We start from the raw sequence: 17,972 nt of genomic DNA, 5'->3' as shown, positions 1-17,972 counted from the left end.
GCGGAGCGACGGTGGGACGGCGCACGTCGGCACCGCCCCACCCTCTACTACCGGCTATTCCCAGGAACTCTGCTGCGTGTAGACGAGATTTCCGGGGATGACCGCGCCGCTGGTGCTGTACTCCGTGTACGACCAGAAGTCGCCCTCGGGCAGCGGCTTGTTCGGCTTCAGCGTGAACCCTTGCGTCGAGCCGCGCTCCACCGAGGAGGGGAGCGTCAGCGTGGCACCCGCGTACGTCGCGTTCCGGCCGATGATGGCGTGGCTGAACTGGAAGTCGACGACCGGGCCGCCGGGGTACTGGGCGAACACGTACGCGGTGTAGCGCCCCGGCTCGGGCAGGAACTTGTACACCTGCTCCAGACTGGTCCAGTACCTGTCACTGCTGTAGACCAGCTTGTCGCCCTTGTACAGGTAGAGGTCCAGGTTCGTGTTCGGATCGTCGGTGTTGACCTCGGCCATGATGCCGGCGGTGTTCGCCGGCACGGTGAAGTCGAACTTCTTCACTCCGGTGGCGCCCGGGTCGAACACGCCGCCGGAGACCCCGGCCGGCATCGAGTACGACGCGCGCCGCATCGGCGTGTAGCCGGTGCTGCGACCGGACAGGGATCCGGTGAAGCCGGGCTGGATCGCGCCGAACGAGCCGCTGGTCATCCGACCGAATTCCTCCCCGTCGTCGGCGTACGGCCGGGGCATGATTCCCCACGGACGGGCGGTGACCGGGATCCGGGCGCTGTGGGCCTTGCCGCGCCAGCCGATCGACCCGGTCACGTACCGGTCCCAGGGCGCGCTGCCCCGACGCAGCGTGATGGTCACGGTCGCGGACGTGCCGGGTGCCAGCGTCACCGACGCCGGCGTCACGGTGACCTTCATGCCGTCCAGCCCGGACACCGACGAGCGGTAGGTCTCCCGCGCCTTGCCCACGTTGGTCAGGGTGCGGGTGAGTGTCACCGGACGGGTCCCGTCGTACTCGCGCAGCGAGATGGCCGGCAGGTTGAGTTCCTTGCCGTCCGGCGCGGCCGTCTCGCTGAAGGTGACCAGATCCGCCGCGGTGGGCGCGATGACCAGTCCGGGGTCGGCGGCCCCGGCCAGGTTGATGAAACCGCTGCCCTGGTCGAGGGGACTGCTGGTGCCGACCGTGTCGGTGGCGGTGGTGCGCAGCGCCGAGGCGACCGCGCCCGGCGACCAGGTCGGGTGCGCGGCACGCAGCACCGCGGCCGCGCCGGCCACGTACGGCGAGGCCATCGAGGTGCCCGAGTACGCGTCGTACGCCCGCCCGAAGTTGCCCGCCGGGGAGACCGCGGCGATGATGTCCGAACCCGGCGCGACCAGGTCCGGCTTCGCGATACCGACGGCCACACTGCTCGGGCCGGTGGAGGAGAAGTCCGCGACGCTGGGCACGCCGGGGACGCTGGAGCCGTCACCGCCGCTGCGCAGGGACACCCGCGCGTCGGTCGGGTGGCGCATCAGGTAGTTGAACAGCGTGCCGGCCTGCTTCTCGGTCGGCAGGTAGACGACCGGGAAGTTGAAGATCGAGTTGATCCGGTAGTTGCCGGTCGGCTCGAACACGACCATCGCGGCGCCGCCCTTGGCCTTGATCTCGGCGGCCGAGCCGAACATGTTGGACAGCGCGCAGGCGACCACCTTGCCCTTGATCTTGTCCGGGTCGAGGCTGCCCGGTTCGCAGTAGACCGCGCCCAGATCCGGCGATCCGGCCTGGTCGCCGAAGACCATCGGCGTGTCGCCGCCGGGCAGCGCGTCCAGCGAGCCGCCGACGAGCTTCGTGCCGTCGCCGAGCTTGACGGTCGCCTCGTCGAGCTTGGTCACCGCCGCGCCGACCGTGGTCACCCACGGTGCCGCGTTGCTGATCGCCCCGCTCACGATGCCGGTGTTGCCGGCCGAGGCCGCCACGAAGACTCCAGCCAGCGTGGCGTTGAGGAACGCGATGCCGATGGGGGTGTTGGCCTCCCAGTCGCCGAGTTCGCTGCCGATGGAGAAGTTGATCACCTGCACGCCGTCGGCGACGGCGGCGTCGATGCCGGCGATGATGTCGGCGTCGAAGCCCATGCCGTTCCAGAGCACCTTGTAGACGGCGATCTGGGCGTCCGGCGCCACCCCGGAGACGGGACCGAAGCGCCGACCGTCGATGGTGACGTTCGGGATCGGCAGACCGGCCGCCGTGGACGCGGTGTGCGTGCCGTGCCCGTTCATGTCGCGGGGAGACAGCACCTCGCCCTCGGGCACCGAGCCGCCGCCCGCGAGCCACGTGTCGGCGAAGTACCGGGCGCCGACGATCTTGCCGTTGCAGTGCTCGGCCACGAAGGCGACACCGGTCTGGCAGGTGCCGTGCCAGGTCGAGGGGGCCGGCACCTTCTTGGCGAACGACGCGCTCTCCGGCCAGATGCCGGTGTCCAGGACGCCGATGACCATGCCCGCGCCCGTGCCGGGGCCGGGCTTGACCGGCTTGCCGGCGGGACCTCCCGCCGGGGGCTGCTCCGGCGTGGTCGGAGCGGTGGGTGCCGGGGCGGTCGGCGACGGCGCGGTGGGCGGCGGCGTCCTGGTGCCGAGTGCCTGCGCGGCGGTCACCGCACGCACGCGCTTGTCCGCCCGCAGGGCGGTCACCTGCTCGGCGGTCAGCTTCGCGGAGAACCCGTTGAAGGCGGCGGTGTACGCCGCCTTGACGGTGACCCCGGCGGCGGCAGCGACGGCCTTACGCTGCGCGTCGAGGTGCCCGCGGTAGGCCCGCGAGGGTGCCGAGGTCACGTCCAGCCGGGCGCCCACCTCCGGACGGGTCCGCGCCAGCCCGGACACACCGCCGGCGTACGCGGTCAGCGGGTCCTCGGCCAGTTCGACGACGTACATGCCCGAACCGGTTGCGTCCACGGCGGCCCGTTGGCTGGCCGCGTTCCGGCCGCCGGGTCGACGATCGGCCCCGTCGGTCAGGGTGACCTTCTTGTCCTGCCCGGTGGTGAAGTAGCCGGTGCCGCTGCCCGATGCCCCTCCGGGCGCCGCCGACGCCGATCCCGCAACCCCGGTGGTGCCAGTGATCAGGGCGACGACAAGCGTCGGTATCGCTAGTCGTCGCAGCCTGTTTCCGCTCGTGCCTGTAGCCACGAGGCTCCTTTCGATGGCTCCCTTGTGGAGCTGTTCCACGATCACGATCCGCTCATGGGAGCGCTCCCCCACCTAAGCCGCCGATGGTTAATCGATGGTTTGCGCGGTGTTACGGATCGCCGGTGCGTATAAGATCACGTTCGGTCGGCCGTGCCTAGATCAAGTTTCCCCGATGCGGCCTGAGCAGGGCGGACCCCGGCAAGCCCTCGAGGCGCACGGTCAGCGGTCCTGTCTGACCTTCGCGATGTCCAGATCCAGCCGGAGGCCGAAGGACCTGGTGAAGTCCTCCAGGCAGTCCGATCGGAAGATCTCCCGCGCACCGTCGAGGATGGCGACTGCCCCGGACGGGAGGTCGAAAAGGTAGCCGACAACCTCCTCGTCCCTGATGAGAACGAAGACCTGCGGCACTTCCGCCACGACAACCGTCGGGATCTCAGGCATCGGCGGCTTGCTCGCGGGTCGCAGCTAGCCTGGCTCGCGACGATTTCCAGTCATGTACGCCCGCCTCCTGAACATGCCGGTGCGCCCGGCTTCGACGGCTGACCCACCCTCGCGCCTCCGGACGCCAGATTGTCTTGGGACAATCGATACAAGATAGTCTGGGGACAATCTGGCTCAGAGTCAAGGATTGTCACGGGACAACCGGGAAGGGTGTGGGCGTGCCGGTGCACTCGCGCTACCTGAACATCGCGGCCATGATCCGCGAGCGGATCGAAGCCGGAGAGTGGGAACCGGGCGCGCGGCTTCCGACCCTCAACGAACTCGCTGCCGCATACGACGCCAACCGCGACACCGTCGGGCGGGCCATCGCCCTGCTGGAGACGGAGGGCTACGTGTGGGCTGTGCAGGGGCGGGGCATCGCCGTTCGATACGGCACCATGCGTCCACGTCGACCCCGCGGCGATCTGGTCAAGCGCAACGAGCAAGCAACCGGATACTCATTCCCTTCGGCTAGCAGCCAGGAGGTATGGGTTCGCCACGGCAAGGCCATCAATGCGCCGGCCCCACTGGACGATCCCCGCATCGCCAAGCTTCTTGGCGTGCAGCCCGGCACCGAAGTGCTTCGCCGGTTTCGGGTTACCGGACCAGTGTCGGAAGCCCCATTTCAGATCAACATCTCGTGGATTCATCCACGTGTCGCCGACATCGTCGCCGACCTGGACGCGAACCCGGCGGCGGGCGAGTGGCTGCACCACATCGAGGCCGCCGGCCACTGGCCCATCAGTTGGATGGAGATTCACCGCGCCCGGATGCCCAGCAAAGACGAAGCAGCCCTCTTGGAGATCCCCACCAACCTGCCCGTACTGGAGATCGTGCGAGTCGGCACCTCGGGAGGCGACAAGAAGCCGGTCGAGGTGACCGAGTACGTCGTGGCGAGCGACCGAGTCGAAACGGTCCACGTCCTGCACCGCGACTCGAACGCCAAGGAGCCGTGGCCCGACGCCGAACCGAGAAATGGGTCATGACCATGGCCCTCACGGTCGAAGCCGCCAGCCGCACGCACCAGGGCCTCATCCGCAAACGGAATGAGGACTCCTACAGCCAAGGGCAATGGCTCTATGTCGTGGCCGACGGTCTCGGCGGCCACGTCGCCGGTGACATCGCCAGCAGCACAGCCATCGCTGCCGTGCAGCCGTACGACCGCCCGGTAGATCCGGAGGATCTTGCTGATGTCCTGGGACGGGCCGTCAACGAAGCGAGCGAGGCGTTACGCCGGAAAGTCCGCGAGGACCCGAAGCTGGCGGGGATGGGGACCACGTTTGTCGCTTTACTGCGATCCGGCAGTCAGGCGGTCGTGGCGAACGTCGGGGACTCCCGCGCCTACCTGATCCGACGCCATGGTTCCCACGACAATCCCTTGCTCCAGATCAGTGAGGACCACACCTACGATCATCTCGTCGCCGGCGCTCGAAAGGTGCCCAACCTCCCCGAGAAGTTGACCCGCTTCCTCGACGGCCGCAACGACGGCCGGTCGGCCGACCTGACGCCACTCCGGCTCCATCCCGGCGACCGGGTCCTGCTGTGCTCTGACGGACTGAGTTCGTACGTGCCACACGAGCAGATAAGGGCTGCGCTCGACTCCGATGGCAGCTCGGGGGACGTCGCCGATCAACTCGTGGCCTCGGCGATCGATCAGGGTGGGCACGACAACGTCACCGTCATCGTCGTTGACGTGACATCGGCGCCCGGATCGATCCGTCATCGGTTCGTCGAGTCGATCCATTGAACCCGGGTCCTCGAATTCCGCGGCCCCGCCTACTCCCCTTGCCGTACTAGGCTTTCGCCATGCTGATCATCGATGGCGCGGGCCGGTGGACCGCGCCCGCCGGGGCCGCCAACGACTGGGTCGAACAGCTGCGAGTGCCGGACCTGTCGGTGGGGACGTACTGCATCCCGGCGGGCGGCCGCGACGACCAGAGCCCGCACACCGAGGATGAGATCTACGTGGTCACGGCGGGTCGGGCGCGGATCGTGACCCCGGACGGCGCGGCCGAGGTGCACCCGGGTTCGGTGATCTTCGTGCCGGCTGGCGAGGAGCACCGGTTCGAGGAGGTGACCGAGGACCTGGCGCTGCTCGTGGTGTTCGGCCCGGCGTACGGCTCGCGCGCTCCGGACCGGCCAGCCGACTAGGCGAGCCGAGGCGCTAGTCGGACAGGCCCGCCGGTACGGGCACCGTGAGGTGCGTCAGGAGGGCGGCGACCTCACGGTCGAGTTCCCGGCCCACCTCGTGGATCGCGTCCACCCCCAGGGAGCCGAACGCGCGGCTGGGTTGCTCGATGACGAACCGCGCTCCGCCGTCGGGTCTGTCGCTGATCAACGTGCGCAGCGGCGCGTACAGCATGACCGCCGGGTCGTGGCGGAACATGCGCTCAGCGGTGGTGTGGTTGCCCATCAGGTATTCGACGCAGTGCCTGGGGTCGCCCGCGAGATTCATCATCGGTCGCAGGTCGCCGCTGCTCCAGTAGATGAGGAAGTCGTGTGGCGCCCGCTCGCGCATGAGGGCGACCACGTCGTCCCAGGGCGCGCCGCGGGCCACCAGTGCGTTGAACGCCGCCGCGTCGTAGGGCGGGACGGCCTGCTCGTACTGCCGCCGGAAGTCCTGGTAGGAGCGATCGACGGCGATGTCCAGGCACCGGGCCTGGTAGCGACGTTCGGCCCATCCCTGTTCCATCAGACCCCCTTCACCTACCGGGCTACTTCCTGGAACCTAGCAGCAATAGTCCGAAATGCGAGTTTAGTATCGAATCACTGTTGATCCGGGCGGCGACGGGGTGACGTGTGTGAACGGCGCAGAAGCACTACTGCGGACGCTTGTCGACGGCGGGGTCGAGGTGCTCTTCACGAACCCGGGCACCACCGAACTGCACCTGGTCGGCGCGCTGGAGTCGGTGCCCGAGATGCGCGGCGTACTCGCTCTCTTCGAGGGCGTGGTCAGCGGCGCGGCCGACGGTTACGCCCGGATCGCGGGCAAGCCCGCCGCGACACTGCTGCACCTCGGGCCGGGGCTCGCGTACGGCCTGACGAACCTGCACAACAGTCGACGCGCCAACTCGCCGGTGGTCAACATCGTCGGAGACCACGCGACGTTCCACACCGCCTTCGACCCACCGTTGAACTCCGACATCGCCGCGCTGGCGGGATGGCTGCGCGGCCCCGTCCGCCGCCCCGAGGACGCGGCCGGCGCCGGCCCGGACGCCGCCGCAGCCCTCGCCGCCGTCCTGGAGCCCCCCGGGCAGATCGCCACCGTGATCATGCCGGCGGACGTGTCCTGGTCCGACGGAGGCGCGGCCGGTACGCCCGTGCCGCCCCGGCCGGCACCGACCATCGACCATGAGGTGATCACCCAGGTCGCGGCGGCTCTTCGGAGCGGCGAACCGACCGCGCTGGTGATCGGCGGAGCGGCACTGCGGGAGGCGGGCCTGCTGGCCGCCGGCCGGATCGCCGCGGCGACCGGTGCACGTGTCTTCTCGGAGCTCTACTCCAACCGGGTCGAACGAGGAGCGGGCCTACCCGCGTTTCCCCGGCTCGGCTTCTATCCCGACCAGGTGCTCGACCAACTGCACGGCGTGCGGCACGTCATCGTCGCGGGCACCAAGGCGCCGGTCTCGTTCTTCGCCTACCCCGACCAGCCGAGCCTCCTCGTGCCCGAAGGCGCCCAGACGCACGTCCTGGCCGAGGTCGGTCAGGACGCCGTCGACGCGCTGGTCCGACTCGCCGACCTGGTGGCACCGGACACCGCCGCCCCGGTCACCGACCCGCACCGACCGGCACTGCCCACCGGCGCACTCACCCTGCAGAACTGGGTCGACGTCATCGCGGCGCTGCTACCCGAGCGGGCCATCATCATCGACGAATCCGTCAGCTCCGGCATCGCCCTCGCCGCCGCCACCGCCGGCGCTCCCCGACACGACGTGCTCATGCAGACCGGTGGCGCCATGGGCGACGGCCTGCCCCTGGCCGTCGGCGCCGCCGTCGCCGCACCCGACCGGCCGGTGGTGGCACTGGTGGCCGACGGCTGCGTCATGTACACCGCCACGGCGCTCTGGACCCAGGTACGCGAGCAGTTGAACATCACCAACGTGATCCTCAACAACCACGCGTACGCGATCCTGCGCCAGGAGTGGGGATACTTCAGCAACCGCCCGGGCCGCGCCGAGCCCGGCGCCAATCCGATGTTCGACCTGACCAACCCTCAGATCGACTTCGTCGGGCTGGCGAACGCGTTCGGCATGCCCGCGACCCGCGCCACCACCGCAGAGCAACTCGCGGAGCAGTTCTCCCAGGCGCTGGCCCGGACCGGCCCACACCTCATCGACGCCACCATCCCGCCCGCCGCCTAGCCGGCGACAGCGCCCGGTCACCCCGCGGGAAAGGGCTTTCTCTGCGGTACCGTGGCGCTAGCCGGCACGGCGAGACGCCGTCGACAGACCGAGAGGGCGGGCCATGGCGACCCTGTCCGATGTGGCACGCCGGGCGGGCGTCTCACCCGCCACCGCCTCCCGCGTGATCAACTGCAGCAGCAAACCGGTGACCGACGAGCTGCGGGAGCGGGTGCTCGCCGCCGTCGCCGAGTTGCAGTACGTGCCGAACGCCCACGCTCAACTGCTGGCCCGCTCGCACCGCAGCGCGGTGGGCGTGATCGTGCACGACGTCTCCGACCCGTACTTCGCCGAGATCACCCGCGGCCTGCAACGCGTCGCCACCGACCAGGGCCGGCTGCTGATGATCTGCAACAGCTACCGGGATCCGGACCGCGAGCTGGAGTACGTGGAGCTGCTGCGCGGCCACCAGGTCGCGGCGCTGATCCTGGCCGGGTCCGGTTACCACGACGAGGCGTTCACCCGGCAGCTCAACGAGAAGCTCGCCGCGTACGAGGCCACCGGCGGGCGGGTGGCGGTGATCGGTCGGCACGAACACTCCGGCGACGCGGTGATGCCGGACAACCGGGCCGGCGGCTACCTCGCCGGACGGGAGCTGTGCGGGCTGGGGCACCGGGTGATCGGGGTGGCCGCCGGTCCGCGCATCCTGACCACCACGACCGACCGCCTGGCCGGCCTGCGGCAGGCCCTCGGCGAGCAGGGCCGGGACCTGCCGGAACGGCGCATCCGGTACGCCGGGTTCGACCGCGACGGCGGCGCCGAGGCGACCGCCCGACTACTCGACGCCGACCCGGAGCTGACCGCGATCGTGGCCCTCAACGACTCGATGGCCATCGGGGTGCTCGCCACCCTGCGGACCCGTGGGCTGGACGTGCCGCAGCAGATCTCCGTGGTGGGGTTCGACGACATGCCGATCGCCCGGGACGTCACCCCGGCGCTGACCACCGTGCGGTTGCCGCTCGTGGACCTGGGAGTCCGGGCGATGTCCCTGGTGCTCGGTGCGGAGGCCCCGACCCCGCGGGTCGAGGTGCTCCCCGCCGAGCTGGTCCGCAGGGACACCGCCGGTCCCGTTCCGCCCGCCGCACCGGTGACCGTCGGCGCCGCGCCGCGCGCTCGAGCGGGTGACACCGTCTCGTGACCGGCGTCAGCCCGACGCAGCGTCTGCTCACCGGTGACGACGTGGCGTATCTGGTCCGGGCGTCGTTCGGCCCGCACACCCGGGTCCGGGACGCCGGACCGCTGGCCGGCGGCGGATACGCGACGGTCTGGTGGGCACGCCTCGACGACGACCGCCGGGTGGTGCTGAAGCTCGCCCCGCCGGCCGGTACGCCGCTGCTGCGCTACGAACGCGGACTCTGCGCCGCCGAGGCCCGCTACTTCCGCCTCGTCGCGGAGCACGCCCCGCAGGTACCCGTACCCCCGGTGTTGTGGCACGGCACCGACCCCCCGTACGGCGAGTGGTTGGTCACCGCGCTGCTGCCCGGCCGGTCCCTGTCCGAGCTGGCCAAGGCCGACGTCGCCGTCGACGACGCGCGCTACGACCTCGGCGTCGCCCTCGCCGCGTTGCACCGGGTCACCGGCGACCGGTTCGGGTACGACGGCGACCGGGCCGGCGCAGCGACCTGGCGGGTGGCGTTCACGGCGATGCTCGACGCGCTGCTCGCCGACGCGACCGACTGGCACGTGCGGCTGCCGGTGACCCCGGATCGCCTGCACACGCTCGTCGGGCGGCACGCCGACGTGCTGGACGAGGTACGCCGACCGGCGCTGCTGCACTTCGACTGCTGGGACGGCAACGTGCTGGCCGCGCCCGACGCGCAGGGTCGGCTTCGGCTGTGCGGCCTGGTCGACGGCGAACGGTTCCTCTACGGCGACCCCCTGCTGGACCTGGTCTCGCCGCTGCTCTTCCGGCGCGTCGAGGACGAGCCGGAGCATCCGCTGTTGCGCGGCTACCGCGACGCCGCCGACACACCCTTGGTGCTGGACGCCTCCGCACGCCGCCGCCTCGGTCTCTATCGACTGCACCTGTACCTGCTGATGACCGTGGAGATGCCCAGCCGTGGCATGACCCCGAGCAGCCATCCGCAGCGGCACGCCCGGCTCGCAACGCTGCTGGACGCGGAACTTCGCGCGCTCACGGCCTGACCCCAATTCCGTTTGTCCGGGCGGCTCGCCGCTCCTACCCTTCTCGGCGTGCAGATTCGGGAGTTCGTGGCGGAGGACTGGTCGCAGGTGTGGCCGATCGTCGAGGACGTGATCCGGACCCGGGAGACCTTCCCCTACGACCCGGCGATGACCACCGAGCAGGCGTACGGCATGTGGGTGGAGACGCCGCCGGGTCGGACCGTCGTCGCGGTCGACGGCGAGCGGGTGCTCGGCACCGCGAAGATGGGCACCAACCGGCCCGGGCCGGGAGCGCACGTGTCCACCGCGAGCTTCCTGGTCGCCGCCGAGGCCCGGGGCCGGGGCGTGGGCACCGCGCTGTGCCGCGACGCCCTGACCTGGGCCCGCCTTCAGGGGTACGCCGGCATGCAGTTCAACGCCGTGGTGGAGAGCAACAGCTCAGCGGTCGAGCTGTACCGGCGGGAGGGTTTCGCGGTGGTCGGCACCGTGCCCGGCGCGTTCCGCCACCCCACCCTCGGCCGGGTCGGTCTGCACGTCATGTACCAGGAGTTCTGACCGGCGGCTGACCGGCCTCGGCCTCGGCCGGCGGACGACGCGCCTCGGCGCCGGCGCGGCGGACCGGGGTGAAGAGGCCACCGACCGCGACCAGCAGGCAGCCAGCGCCGGCCGCGAGGGTGACCGCCTGGACGCCGTACCGGCCGGCGGCCCAGGTCAGCGTGGCGGCGCCGATCGGCCCGAGGGCGTAGTGCGTGCTCCAGAACGCCGAGGTGACCCGACCGAGCAGGTGGTCGGGGGTGATCTCCTGGCGCAGCGACATCGAGCAGATCCCGCCGACACTCAGGCAGCACAGGTACACCGCGGTCAGCGCGGTGACCGCCGGCACGCTCGTCGCGAGGCCGACGCCCGCCACGGCGAAACCGCAGACCGAGTGCGCGCCGATCCAGGTCGCGCCGAAGCCACGTCGACGGCGCAGCGGGGCCACCAGCAGCGCACCGGCGACCGTGCCCAGCGCCGCCAGGCCGAGCACCGCGCCGACCGTGCCCTCGGAGCCGCCGAGGTCGTGGGTGACGTGGTAGATCAGCACGTCGGTGAAGCCGTAGGTCAGGAAGATGAACACCGACAACAGGACGGTCAGCGCGCGCAGCACGGGCTGCCGCCACAGGAACCGCGCACCGGCCAGGAACTCGGCCAGTGGCCGCTCGCGGGTCGCCGGTGCGGCGGCGTCGGCTCGTACGGGTCGCAGCCGGATCAGCCACAGACCGGTTGCCGAGAGGGCGAAGCTCGCCGCGTTGACGGCGATGGCGAGCGCCGGGCCGAAGCTGGCCGACACCACGCCGGCGAGCAGCGGCCCGAGGACGGCCGCCGCCGCGTACGTCGCCTGCAACCGGCCGTTGGCCTCGGTGATCCGGTCGGAGTCGACGAGGTTGCGGACCGCGGTCACCGCCGCGACCTGGAACAGCATGCCGACCGCCTCGCAGATCGGCAGCACGACGAAGAGCAGCCAGACCTGCGGGCCGGCGAGCCAGGCAAGTGGCACCAGGCCGTAGAGCACCAACCGAGCCAGGTCCGCCACGATCATCAGGGTGCGGCGGTCGTACCTGTCGACGAGCACCCCGCCGAAGATCCCGGCGACGACGGACGCCGCGCCCGCGACGGCGGTGAGCAGGCCCATCTGCGCCACCGACCCGGTGGCCTGGAGGACCAGCAGCGGCACCGCCAGGTAGGCGAACGAGTCACCGGCCGCGGAGAGCGACTGGGCGACCCAGTACGTGCCGAAGGTGCGGTCCCGCCACAGCGGAGGCCGGCCGAGGGCGGCGGATCGGCTCATCGCGACGAGGGTAGTGGACCCGGCCACCCAGTGCTGGCCGTGGCGGGCGTCACACCGACCCGATGTCACGAAGCCGGGGCCGCCGCGCATCTCGTGGTCGTCAATCCCCGCAGAGAGGCGACAACAATGAGCACAGCGCACACCACCGGCCCGGCGGGCACGCACCACGTCCTGATGCTCGGTGCGGGTTACGCGGGCATGGCCGCGGCGACCCAGCTCGCGGCCCGGACCAGGAATGCCGACGTGCGGGTGACCCTGGTGAACGCGCACGAGCGGTTCACCGAGCGCCTCCGGCTGCACCTGACGGCGACCGGGCAACGCGTCGCCGAGTTGGACATCCCCACGCTGCTGGCGGACACGGGCGCACACTTCGTCCGCGGCTGGGTGACGGCTGTCGACGCGCAGGCGAGGACCGTCCGGATCGACGACAGTCGGGTGCTGCGCTACGACACCCTGGTGTACGGGTTGGGCAGCGTGACCGACACGGCGGTGGTGCCGGGTGTCGAGGAGCACGCGTACACGCTGGACGGTCCGAGCGACGCGACGACGCTGGCGGATCGGCTGGCGCGGCTCGGCGGCGGCACGGTCGTCGTGGTCGGCGGCGGGTTGACCGGCGTCGAGTCGGCCGCGGAGATCGCCGAACGCCACCCGGAACTCGACGTCGTGCTGGTGGGCCGGCAGGATCCCGGGGCGAGGATGACCGCGAGGGCGCGGTCGCACCTGCGGGCCGCGCTCACCCGCCTCGGTGTCCAGGTGATCAGCGGGACAGCGGTCACGAAGGTGCTGCCCGACGGGGTCGAACTGGCCGGTGCGCGGACCATCGCGGCCGACGTCGTCCTCTGGACGGCCGGTACGCGGGTGTCGCCGCTGGCCGTCGCCGCGGGGCTGACCGTGGACGAACGCGGTCGCGTCGTCACCGACGCCACGTTGCGGTCGGTGTCGCACCCCGACGTGTACGCGATCGGCGACGCGGCGGCGATCCGGCAGGGCTACGGCGTCCTGCACGGAACCTGCCAGAGCGGCATGCCGACCGGAGTGCACGCGGCGGTGTCGATCGTCCGCTCGCTGCGGGGCAGGCAACCCCGGCAGTTCCGGTTCGGTTACTACCACACGCCGGTGAGCCTGGGCCGAAACGACGCGGTCGTGCAGTTCACCCGCCCCGACGACAGCCCTCGCCGCGGGTGCCTGACCGGGCGTCCGGCGGTCTGGTACAAGGAGACCGTGAGCGCCTCACCCTGGCCGACGTACCGGCGCATGACGACCATGCCCTCCTCCGGCGTCTTCTGGCCGCGTGGCGGCCGCTTCACCCGTCGGCGGGACGACGCGCGGTGACGCACCCGCCCGACCCGGACGAGCAGGTCTTCCACCGTCACCGCAACCTGCTGTTCTCGGTGGCCTACCGCATCCTCGGCACCGCGGCCGATGCCGAGGACGCGGTGCAGGACGCCTGGATCAGGTGGTCCTCGGCCGACCGCGCCCAGGTCGCCGACCCCAAGGCGTACCTGGCCCGCATCGTGGCGAACCTCGCGCTGGAGCGCCTGCGCTCGGCCCGACGGCACCGCGAGACCTATCCGGGACCGTGGTTGCCCGAGCCCGTCCTGACCGCTGGGGACACCGCCGACGCCGTCACCGACGCCGAGTCGGTGTCGATGGCGATGCTCGTGGTGTTGGAGACGCTCAGCCCGCTCGAACGCGCGGTGTTCGTCCTGCGGGAGGTGTTCGAGTTCAGTCACGCGGAGATCGCGGTGGCGGTGGAACGCTCCGAGGCCGCGGTCCGCCAGACCGCCCACCGTGCGCGCGAGCACGTACGGGCCCAGCGGCCCCGCTTCACCGTGGACCGGTCGCAGCAGCGCGGCGTGACCGAGCGGTTCCTCGCCGCCGCGACCGGCGGGGACCTCAACACCCTGCTGGAGTTGCTGTCCCCGGACGTGACGTTGTGGACCGACGGTGGCGGAAAGGTCCGCCAGGCCCGACGTCCCGTCCGGGGCGCGGAGTCGGTCGCCGCCTGGTTCGCGGCCATCGGCACCGTCACCTACCAGGGCGTCGAGCCGCACGACATGCACGCCGCCCTGGTCGAGATCAACGGTGGTCCGGGCCTGGTGTTCAGCGGTGCGGGCCGCGTGGTCGCCACCATCTGCCTCGACATCGACGCCGCTGGCCGCGTCACCGCCATCCACAACGTGGCCAACCCCGACAAGCTCCGAGCGGTCGCCGACGGCACCACCCACCATCTCCGGACGGGCTGAGCCGCTGACGGGCCGGCCGGTCAGCCGGTCCTGGTGAGGTCGGTCGTGGCCGCGAGGTCGGTTACCACGTCCAGGAGCCGGCGCAGGGCGGGCGCGGCGTCGCCCGGCAGCCAGACCATCTCGGTGTGGGCGTAGGCGCCGGTCAGTGGGACGAACACCACGCCGCTGCGGCGAAGGCTGGCTGCCGAGCTGGCGAGCCGGGTGACGCCGACTCCGGCGGCGACCAGGCCGAGGAGACTCTGCACGCTGGCGTCCTCCTGGACGACGTTCGGCACGAACCCGGCCTCCCGGAACTGCTCCTCGAAGGTGCGGTGCCAGGGTTCCCAGGAGGTGCGCGGCGTCGTCACCCACGGTTCGTCCGCCAGGTCGGCGAGCGTCAGCTCGGCGCGGTCCGCGAGCGGGTGGCCCTCGGGCAGCACCGCGCACACCGGTTCGGTCGTCAGCCTCCGGGACGTCAGGCCGGGGACCAGCGGGGTCCGGGTGAAGGCGACGTCGTAGTGGCCGCCGAGCACGCCCCGCACCAGCGGCGCGATGGCGGTGGACTCGGTGGCCAGGTGAAGATCGGGAAGTTGCCGGTGCACGGCCCGGACCACCGGGGGCAGGAGGTGGTTGGCGACGGTGGTCAGGAAGGCGAGTCGCAGGCTGCCGACCTCGCCCCGCAGGGCGCGCCCCACGACGGCGACGGCCTCGTCGGCGCGGTCCGTCACGGCCTGCGCCTCGGGCCGGAACAGGGCACCGATGTCGGTCAGGGTGGTGCCGCGGGAGTCGCGGTCGAACAGCTTCGCCCCGAGGGTGCGTTCCAGTGCGGTGATCTGCTGGGACAGCGACTGCTGGGCGATCATCAGCCGGGCGGCGGCACGGGTGTAGCTCAGCTCCTCCGCGAGGACCAGGAAGTATCGCAGTTGCCGCAGCTCAGGGGTGGCCACAGGGACAGACTGTAGCCAGGTCAGGAAGCGTGTGTTGGCCGTCTCGTCGGACCTCCGCGCAGGATCGTTCGGGAGGCGGTAACGGCCTCCCGACGACACCCACCGAAGGAAGCCGATCATGAGTGCAACACGACTCACCACGCCGTTCCACGCCCGGTCCACCGCCAGTGACGTGGTGGCCGGTGTCGACCTCAGCGGGCAGCGCGCCGTCGTCACCGGCGCCTCGTCGGGCATCGGCGTGGAGACGGCCCGAGCCCTCGCGAGCGCGGGCGCCGAGGTGACCCTACCGGTACGGGACATCCGGGCCGGGCAGCGGACAGCGCAGGACATCGGGGACGGCGCGTCCATCCGGGTCGTACCGTTGGATCTTTCCGACCAGCGGTCGATCGCGGCCTTCGTCGCGGCCTGGGCGGGTCCCCTGCACATCCTGGTCAACAACGCCGGTGTGTCGGCGACCCCCGAGACGCGCACGCCGGAGGGCTGGGAGTTGCAGTTCGCCACGAACCACCTCGGCCACTTCACGCTCACCACCGGGCTGCACCGGGCGCTCGCGGCGGCCGGCCGGGCCCGCGTGGTGTCGCTCAGTTCCATCGCCCACGTGCAGGCGCCGATGGTCTTCGAGGACGTCAACTTCCGCGCACGCCCCTATGACCGGCTGCTCGCCTACGGCGAGTCGAAGACCGCCACCGCGCTGTTCGCGGTCGAGGCGAACCGGCGCTGGGCCGACGACGGCATCACCGTCAACGCGGCCAACCCGGGAGCGGTCGCCACGAACCTGGGGCGGCACCTCACCGAGGAGGACTACGCGGGGCTGCCGGCGTTCGACTTCAAGACCCCGGAGCAGGGGGCGGCGACCTCGGTGCTGCTCGCCGCCTGGCCGCAGCTCGACGGCGTCGGCGGTCGCTACTTCGAGGACTGCGACCAGGCTGCACGCCACCGCCCGGAGACGCCGTTGCAGGGCGTCGCCGACCACGCGACCGATCCCGTGGCGGCGGCGCGGCTGTGGCAGGTCTCGCTCGACCTGCTCGCCGACGCGGGGCGGGCCTGACCACCCGGGAGGCGGACAGACGCAGACGGCCGCGGGAGGGATCCCGCGGCCGCCTACGGACGTGCTCGAGACGATCAGGCCTGGCGCAGCGGCGCGAGCGCGGCGCTCCAGGCGACCACCTGGTCGAGGGTGGTGGTGAGCGCGTCCCGCTGGAACTCGTTGGGCTTGAACACGCTGAAGTTCTCGAAGTCGGTGAAGAGCGACAGCGCGACCTGCGAACGCACGTCGGCCATCTGCAGCTCACCGGAGATCAACCGCAGGTGCTCCACGGCTCGCGCGCCGCCGACCGAGCCGTAGCTGACGAAGCCCACGGCCTTGTTGTTCCACTCGGCGTACAGGAAGTCGATCGCGTTCTTCAGGGCACCCGAGGTCGAGTGGTTGTACTCGGGGGTGACGATGATGAACCCGTCGTAGGAGGCGATCGTCTCGGCCCACCGCTTCGTGTGCGGCTGGGAGTACTGGCCCATCGACGGCGGGTACGCCTCGTCGAGGTGCGGCAGCTGGTAGTCGAGCAGGTCGATCAGCTCGTACTCCGCGTCGGAGCGCTGCTTGGCGATCTCGAGCACCCAGCGGGCAACGGCTTCACCGTTACGCCCCGGGCGGGTGCTGCCGAGAATGATCCCGATCCTGGTCATGGTGGCGCCTTTCCTCGGTGCTTGGGCTGACGGCCCGACGCTAGCCGGTGATTGCTTGGTCAAGCAAATGTCGCCTCTATGGTCGTGGTCACACGCTGAGTAATCAGTTGCTCAATCAAGCAAGTATGCTGTGAGGATGTCCAACCCCGCCGCAGAACCCCTGCAACCCCTCAACCCCGACGAGGAGGCCCTGGTCCGCGCCCTGGGTCAGGTGATGCACGTGCTGCCCCGCGCGATCGACGCCGACATGGTCGGTGACCGTCAGCTACCGCTCACCGAATACACCGCTCTGATGAACCTATCCGAGGCGCCGGACCGGCGGATGCGGATGAACGAGCTCGCCGCGGCCTGCTACCTCTCGCTCAGCGGCATGACCCGCACCATCATCCGGCTGGAGACACAGGGCCTGGTCAAGCGGGAGCGCTGCGCGGAGGACGCGCGCGGCTGGAACGCCGTGCTCACCGACGCGGGGTTCGCCCGCCTGGAGGAGTCCTGGCCCAGCCACCTGGACGCCGTCCGCCGGCGCTTCCTTCAGCACTTCGAGAGCTTCGACCTCGCCCAGCTGACCCGCGCGTTCCAGCGGGCCGGCACCGCCGAGAGCACCGAGACGACCGACTGAGCCCGGCCCGGCCCAGCCGGTCGTCCGGCGACTCAACCGGGTAGCCGCCCCGCCACGACCAGCGCCCACGCCAGCAGCCCGAAGGCGCCGGTCGACGCGACCGCGCGGAGCACGTTGCCGCGTACCCAGCTCACCTCGAAACGCTCCCGTAGGGCCGCGAGGTCGGTGCCCCCGTCCACGTCGCCGGCGCGGGCCAGCACGTTGTTGAGCGGCACGTTCACCGCGGCGGTGACACCGAGCACCACCAGGTACAGCAGCAGCCCGGCGACGATCCAGGGCAGCACCGCCCGGCGGTCGGCGGCCAGGTGCAGCGCCGCCGCCAGCAGCGTGAACAGCAGCGCACCGCCGAAGCAGACGGCGAACCACCCGTTGAGGATGGACTCGTTGATCCGTCGCATGGCGAGCACCAGCGTCCGGTCGTCGGTGCGGCCCAGGCCCGGCATGACCGCGTACGCGAAGGCGGCGAACAACCCGGCGGTCAGGCCGGTGGTCACCGTGGCGACGAACAGGCTCGCGGTACTCAGGAATCCCATGGGCACCATTGCACCCGCTGGC

Annotated in this window: 18 protein-coding genes; 11 read left to right on the top strand and 7 right to left on the bottom strand. The window is 71.1% G+C overall.

Translation table 11 applies throughout. The annotated features are described in order from the left end of the window. Positions 1-54: 54 nt before the first annotated feature. Together AB0C01_RS25615 and AB0C01_RS25610 are read right to left on the bottom strand one after the other, a co-directional pair. Positions 55-3,111 carry a S8 family serine peptidase gene (locus tag AB0C01_RS25615; protein WP_357572323.1) on the bottom strand — a complete coding sequence of 1,019 codons (3,057 nt, stop codon included), beginning with the start codon at positions 3,109-3,111 and terminating at the stop codon, positions 55-57. Between the two features lie 219 nt (positions 3,112-3,330). Next, positions 3,331-3,552, bottom strand: a complete 222-nt coding sequence (locus AB0C01_RS25610; RefSeq protein ID WP_357253153.1) for a hypothetical protein — start codon at positions 3,550-3,552, stop codon at positions 3,331-3,333. A gap of 212 nt (positions 3,553-3,764) precedes the next feature. Here AB0C01_RS25610 and AB0C01_RS25605 point away from each other — a divergent pair, with 212 nt between their 5' ends. The 3 genes from AB0C01_RS25605 to AB0C01_RS25595 are packed head-to-tail and all read left to right on the top strand — an operon-like array spanning position 3,765 to position 5,742. Further along, positions 3,765-4,577, top strand: a complete 813-nt coding sequence (locus AB0C01_RS25605) for a GntR family transcriptional regulator (protein WP_357572322.1) — start codon at positions 3,765-3,767, stop codon at positions 4,575-4,577. Positions 4,578-4,579: 2 nt separating this feature from the next. Beyond that, entirely contained in the window at positions 4,580-5,338 is a 759-nt protein-coding gene (locus AB0C01_RS25600) for a protein phosphatase 2C domain-containing protein (RefSeq protein WP_357253441.1), read from the top strand. Positions 5,339-5,397: 59 nt separating this feature from the next. Next, complete coding sequence (locus AB0C01_RS25595; RefSeq protein ID WP_357253156.1) at positions 5,398-5,742, top strand: cupin domain-containing protein; 345 nt, start codon at positions 5,398-5,400, stop codon at positions 5,740-5,742. A 13-nt stretch (positions 5,743-5,755) separates the two neighbouring features. On the opposite strand, the gene AB0C01_RS25590 is transcribed toward AB0C01_RS25595, so the two are convergent. Continuing rightward, positions 5,756-6,283: a hypothetical protein gene (locus AB0C01_RS25590; RefSeq protein WP_357572321.1), complete on the bottom strand. Its 528-nt coding sequence runs from the start codon at positions 6,281-6,283 to the stop codon at positions 5,756-5,758. Between the two features lie 109 nt (positions 6,284-6,392). On the opposite strand from AB0C01_RS25590, the gene AB0C01_RS25585 reads away from it, so the two are divergent. From AB0C01_RS25585 to AB0C01_RS25570, 4 genes are all read left to right on the top strand, one after another. Then, positions 6,393-7,952 (top strand): acetolactate synthase large subunit, encoded by a 1,560-nt coding sequence (locus AB0C01_RS25585; protein WP_357572320.1) that lies wholly within the window; start codon positions 6,393-6,395, stop codon positions 7,950-7,952. Between the two features lie 103 nt (positions 7,953-8,055). Then, on the top strand, positions 8,056-9,129 hold the full coding sequence (locus tag AB0C01_RS25580) for a LacI family DNA-binding transcriptional regulator (protein ID WP_357572319.1): 1,074 nt from the start codon (positions 8,056-8,058) through the stop codon (positions 9,127-9,129). Beyond that, complete coding sequence (locus AB0C01_RS25575; RefSeq protein ID WP_357572318.1) at positions 9,126-10,136, top strand: aminoglycoside phosphotransferase family protein; 1,011 nt, start codon at positions 9,126-9,128, stop codon at positions 10,134-10,136. The genes AB0C01_RS25580 and AB0C01_RS25575 overlap by 4 nt, the downstream gene beginning before the upstream one ends. Positions 10,137-10,184: 48 nt before the next feature. Beyond that, complete coding sequence (locus AB0C01_RS25570; RefSeq protein WP_357572317.1) at positions 10,185-10,670, top strand: GNAT family N-acetyltransferase; 486 nt, start codon at positions 10,185-10,187, stop codon at positions 10,668-10,670. Here AB0C01_RS25570 and AB0C01_RS25565 read toward each other — a convergent pair. Next, complete coding sequence (locus AB0C01_RS25565) at positions 10,651-11,943, bottom strand: MFS transporter (protein ID WP_357572316.1); 1,293 nt, start codon at positions 11,941-11,943, stop codon at positions 10,651-10,653. The two genes, AB0C01_RS25570 and AB0C01_RS25565, sit on opposite strands and share 20 nt — an antisense overlap. 126 nt (positions 11,944-12,069) lie before the next feature. Here AB0C01_RS25565 and AB0C01_RS25560 point away from each other — a divergent pair, with 126 nt between their 5' ends. After that, positions 12,070-13,275 (top strand): FAD-dependent oxidoreductase, encoded by a 1,206-nt coding sequence (locus tag AB0C01_RS25560; RefSeq protein WP_357572315.1) that lies wholly within the window; start codon positions 12,070-12,072, stop codon positions 13,273-13,275. Further along, positions 13,272-14,189, top strand: a complete 918-nt coding sequence (locus AB0C01_RS25555) for an RNA polymerase sigma-70 factor (RefSeq protein ID WP_357572314.1) — start codon at positions 13,272-13,274, stop codon at positions 14,187-14,189. The genes AB0C01_RS25560 and AB0C01_RS25555 overlap by 4 nt, the downstream gene beginning before the upstream one ends. A 20-nt stretch (positions 14,190-14,209) precedes the next feature. Here the strand turns inward: AB0C01_RS25555 and AB0C01_RS25550 are convergent, their stop codons facing one another. After that, complete coding sequence (locus tag AB0C01_RS25550) at positions 14,210-15,115, bottom strand: LysR family transcriptional regulator (RefSeq protein WP_357572313.1); 906 nt, start codon at positions 15,113-15,115, stop codon at positions 14,210-14,212. 118 nt (positions 15,116-15,233) lie between these two features. Between AB0C01_RS25550 and AB0C01_RS25545 the strand changes: the two genes are divergently transcribed. Continuing rightward, the gene (locus tag AB0C01_RS25545) at positions 15,234-16,163 is read left to right on the top strand and encodes an SDR family NAD(P)-dependent oxidoreductase (protein WP_357572312.1); all 930 of its coding nucleotides are present in this window, start codon (positions 15,234-15,236) and stop codon (positions 16,161-16,163) included. Positions 16,164-16,237: 74 nt separating this feature from the next. Here the strand turns inward: AB0C01_RS25545 and AB0C01_RS25540 are convergent, their stop codons facing one another. After that, entirely contained in the window at positions 16,238-16,798 is a 561-nt protein-coding gene (locus tag AB0C01_RS25540) for an NAD(P)H-dependent oxidoreductase (protein ID WP_357253187.1), read from the bottom strand. A 136-nt stretch (positions 16,799-16,934) separates the two neighbouring features. Here AB0C01_RS25540 and AB0C01_RS25535 point away from each other — a divergent pair, with 136 nt between their 5' ends. Beyond that, positions 16,935-17,417, top strand: coding sequence for a MarR family winged helix-turn-helix transcriptional regulator (locus AB0C01_RS25535; RefSeq protein ID WP_357253189.1), 483 nt, complete (start codon positions 16,935-16,937; stop codon positions 17,415-17,417). Positions 17,418-17,449: 32 nt separating this feature from the next. Here AB0C01_RS25535 and AB0C01_RS25530 read toward each other — a convergent pair whose 3' ends face one another. After that, positions 17,450-17,950 (bottom strand): anthrone oxygenase family protein, encoded by a 501-nt coding sequence (locus AB0C01_RS25530; protein ID WP_357253190.1) that lies wholly within the window; start codon positions 17,948-17,950, stop codon positions 17,450-17,452. Positions 17,951-17,972 lie beyond the last annotated feature (22 nt).

The sequence above is a fragment of the Micromonospora sp. NPDC048905 genome (assembly GCF_040649655.1).
In the GTDB taxonomy this organism is placed as follows: domain Bacteria; phylum Actinomycetota; class Actinomycetes; order Mycobacteriales; family Micromonosporaceae; genus Micromonospora.
Note: the sequence above shows the minus strand (reverse complement) of the source record. Positions and strands in the feature narration are given on the sequence as shown.

Excerpts from the sequence above, each read along its gene's own strand:
- AB0C01_RS25610 (WP_357253153.1), bottom strand. The coding sequence starts at position 3,552 with ATGCCTGAGATCCCGACGGTTGTCGTGGCGGAAGTGCCGCAGGTCTTC.
- AB0C01_RS25600 (WP_357253441.1), top strand. The coding sequence starts at position 4,580 with ATGGCCCTCACGGTCGAAGCCGCCAGCCGCACGCACCAGGGCCTCATC.
- AB0C01_RS25595 (WP_357253156.1), top strand. The coding sequence starts at position 5,398 with ATGCTGATCATCGATGGCGCGGGCCGGTGGACCGCGCCCGCCGGGGCC.
- AB0C01_RS25590 (WP_357572321.1), bottom strand. The coding sequence starts at position 6,283 with ATGGAACAGGGATGGGCCGAACGTCGCTACCAGGCCCGGTGCCTGGAC.
- AB0C01_RS25580 (WP_357572319.1), top strand. The coding sequence starts at position 8,056 with ATGGCGACCCTGTCCGATGTGGCACGCCGGGCGGGCGTCTCACCCGCC.
- AB0C01_RS25565 (WP_357572316.1), bottom strand. The coding sequence starts at position 11,943 with ATGAGCCGATCCGCCGCCCTCGGCCGGCCTCCGCTGTGGCGGGACCGC.
- AB0C01_RS25560 (WP_357572315.1), top strand. The coding sequence starts at position 12,070 with ATGAGCACAGCGCACACCACCGGCCCGGCGGGCACGCACCACGTCCTG.
- AB0C01_RS25545 (WP_357572312.1), top strand. The coding sequence starts at position 15,234 with ATGAGTGCAACACGACTCACCACGCCGTTCCACGCCCGGTCCACCGCC.
- AB0C01_RS25540 (WP_357253187.1), bottom strand. The coding sequence starts at position 16,798 with ATGACCAGGATCGGGATCATTCTCGGCAGCACCCGCCCGGGGCGTAAC.
- AB0C01_RS25535 (WP_357253189.1), top strand. The coding sequence starts at position 16,935 with ATGTCCAACCCCGCCGCAGAACCCCTGCAACCCCTCAACCCCGACGAG.
- AB0C01_RS25530 (WP_357253190.1), bottom strand. The coding sequence starts at position 17,950 with ATGGGATTCCTGAGTACCGCGAGCCTGTTCGTCGCCACGGTGACCACC.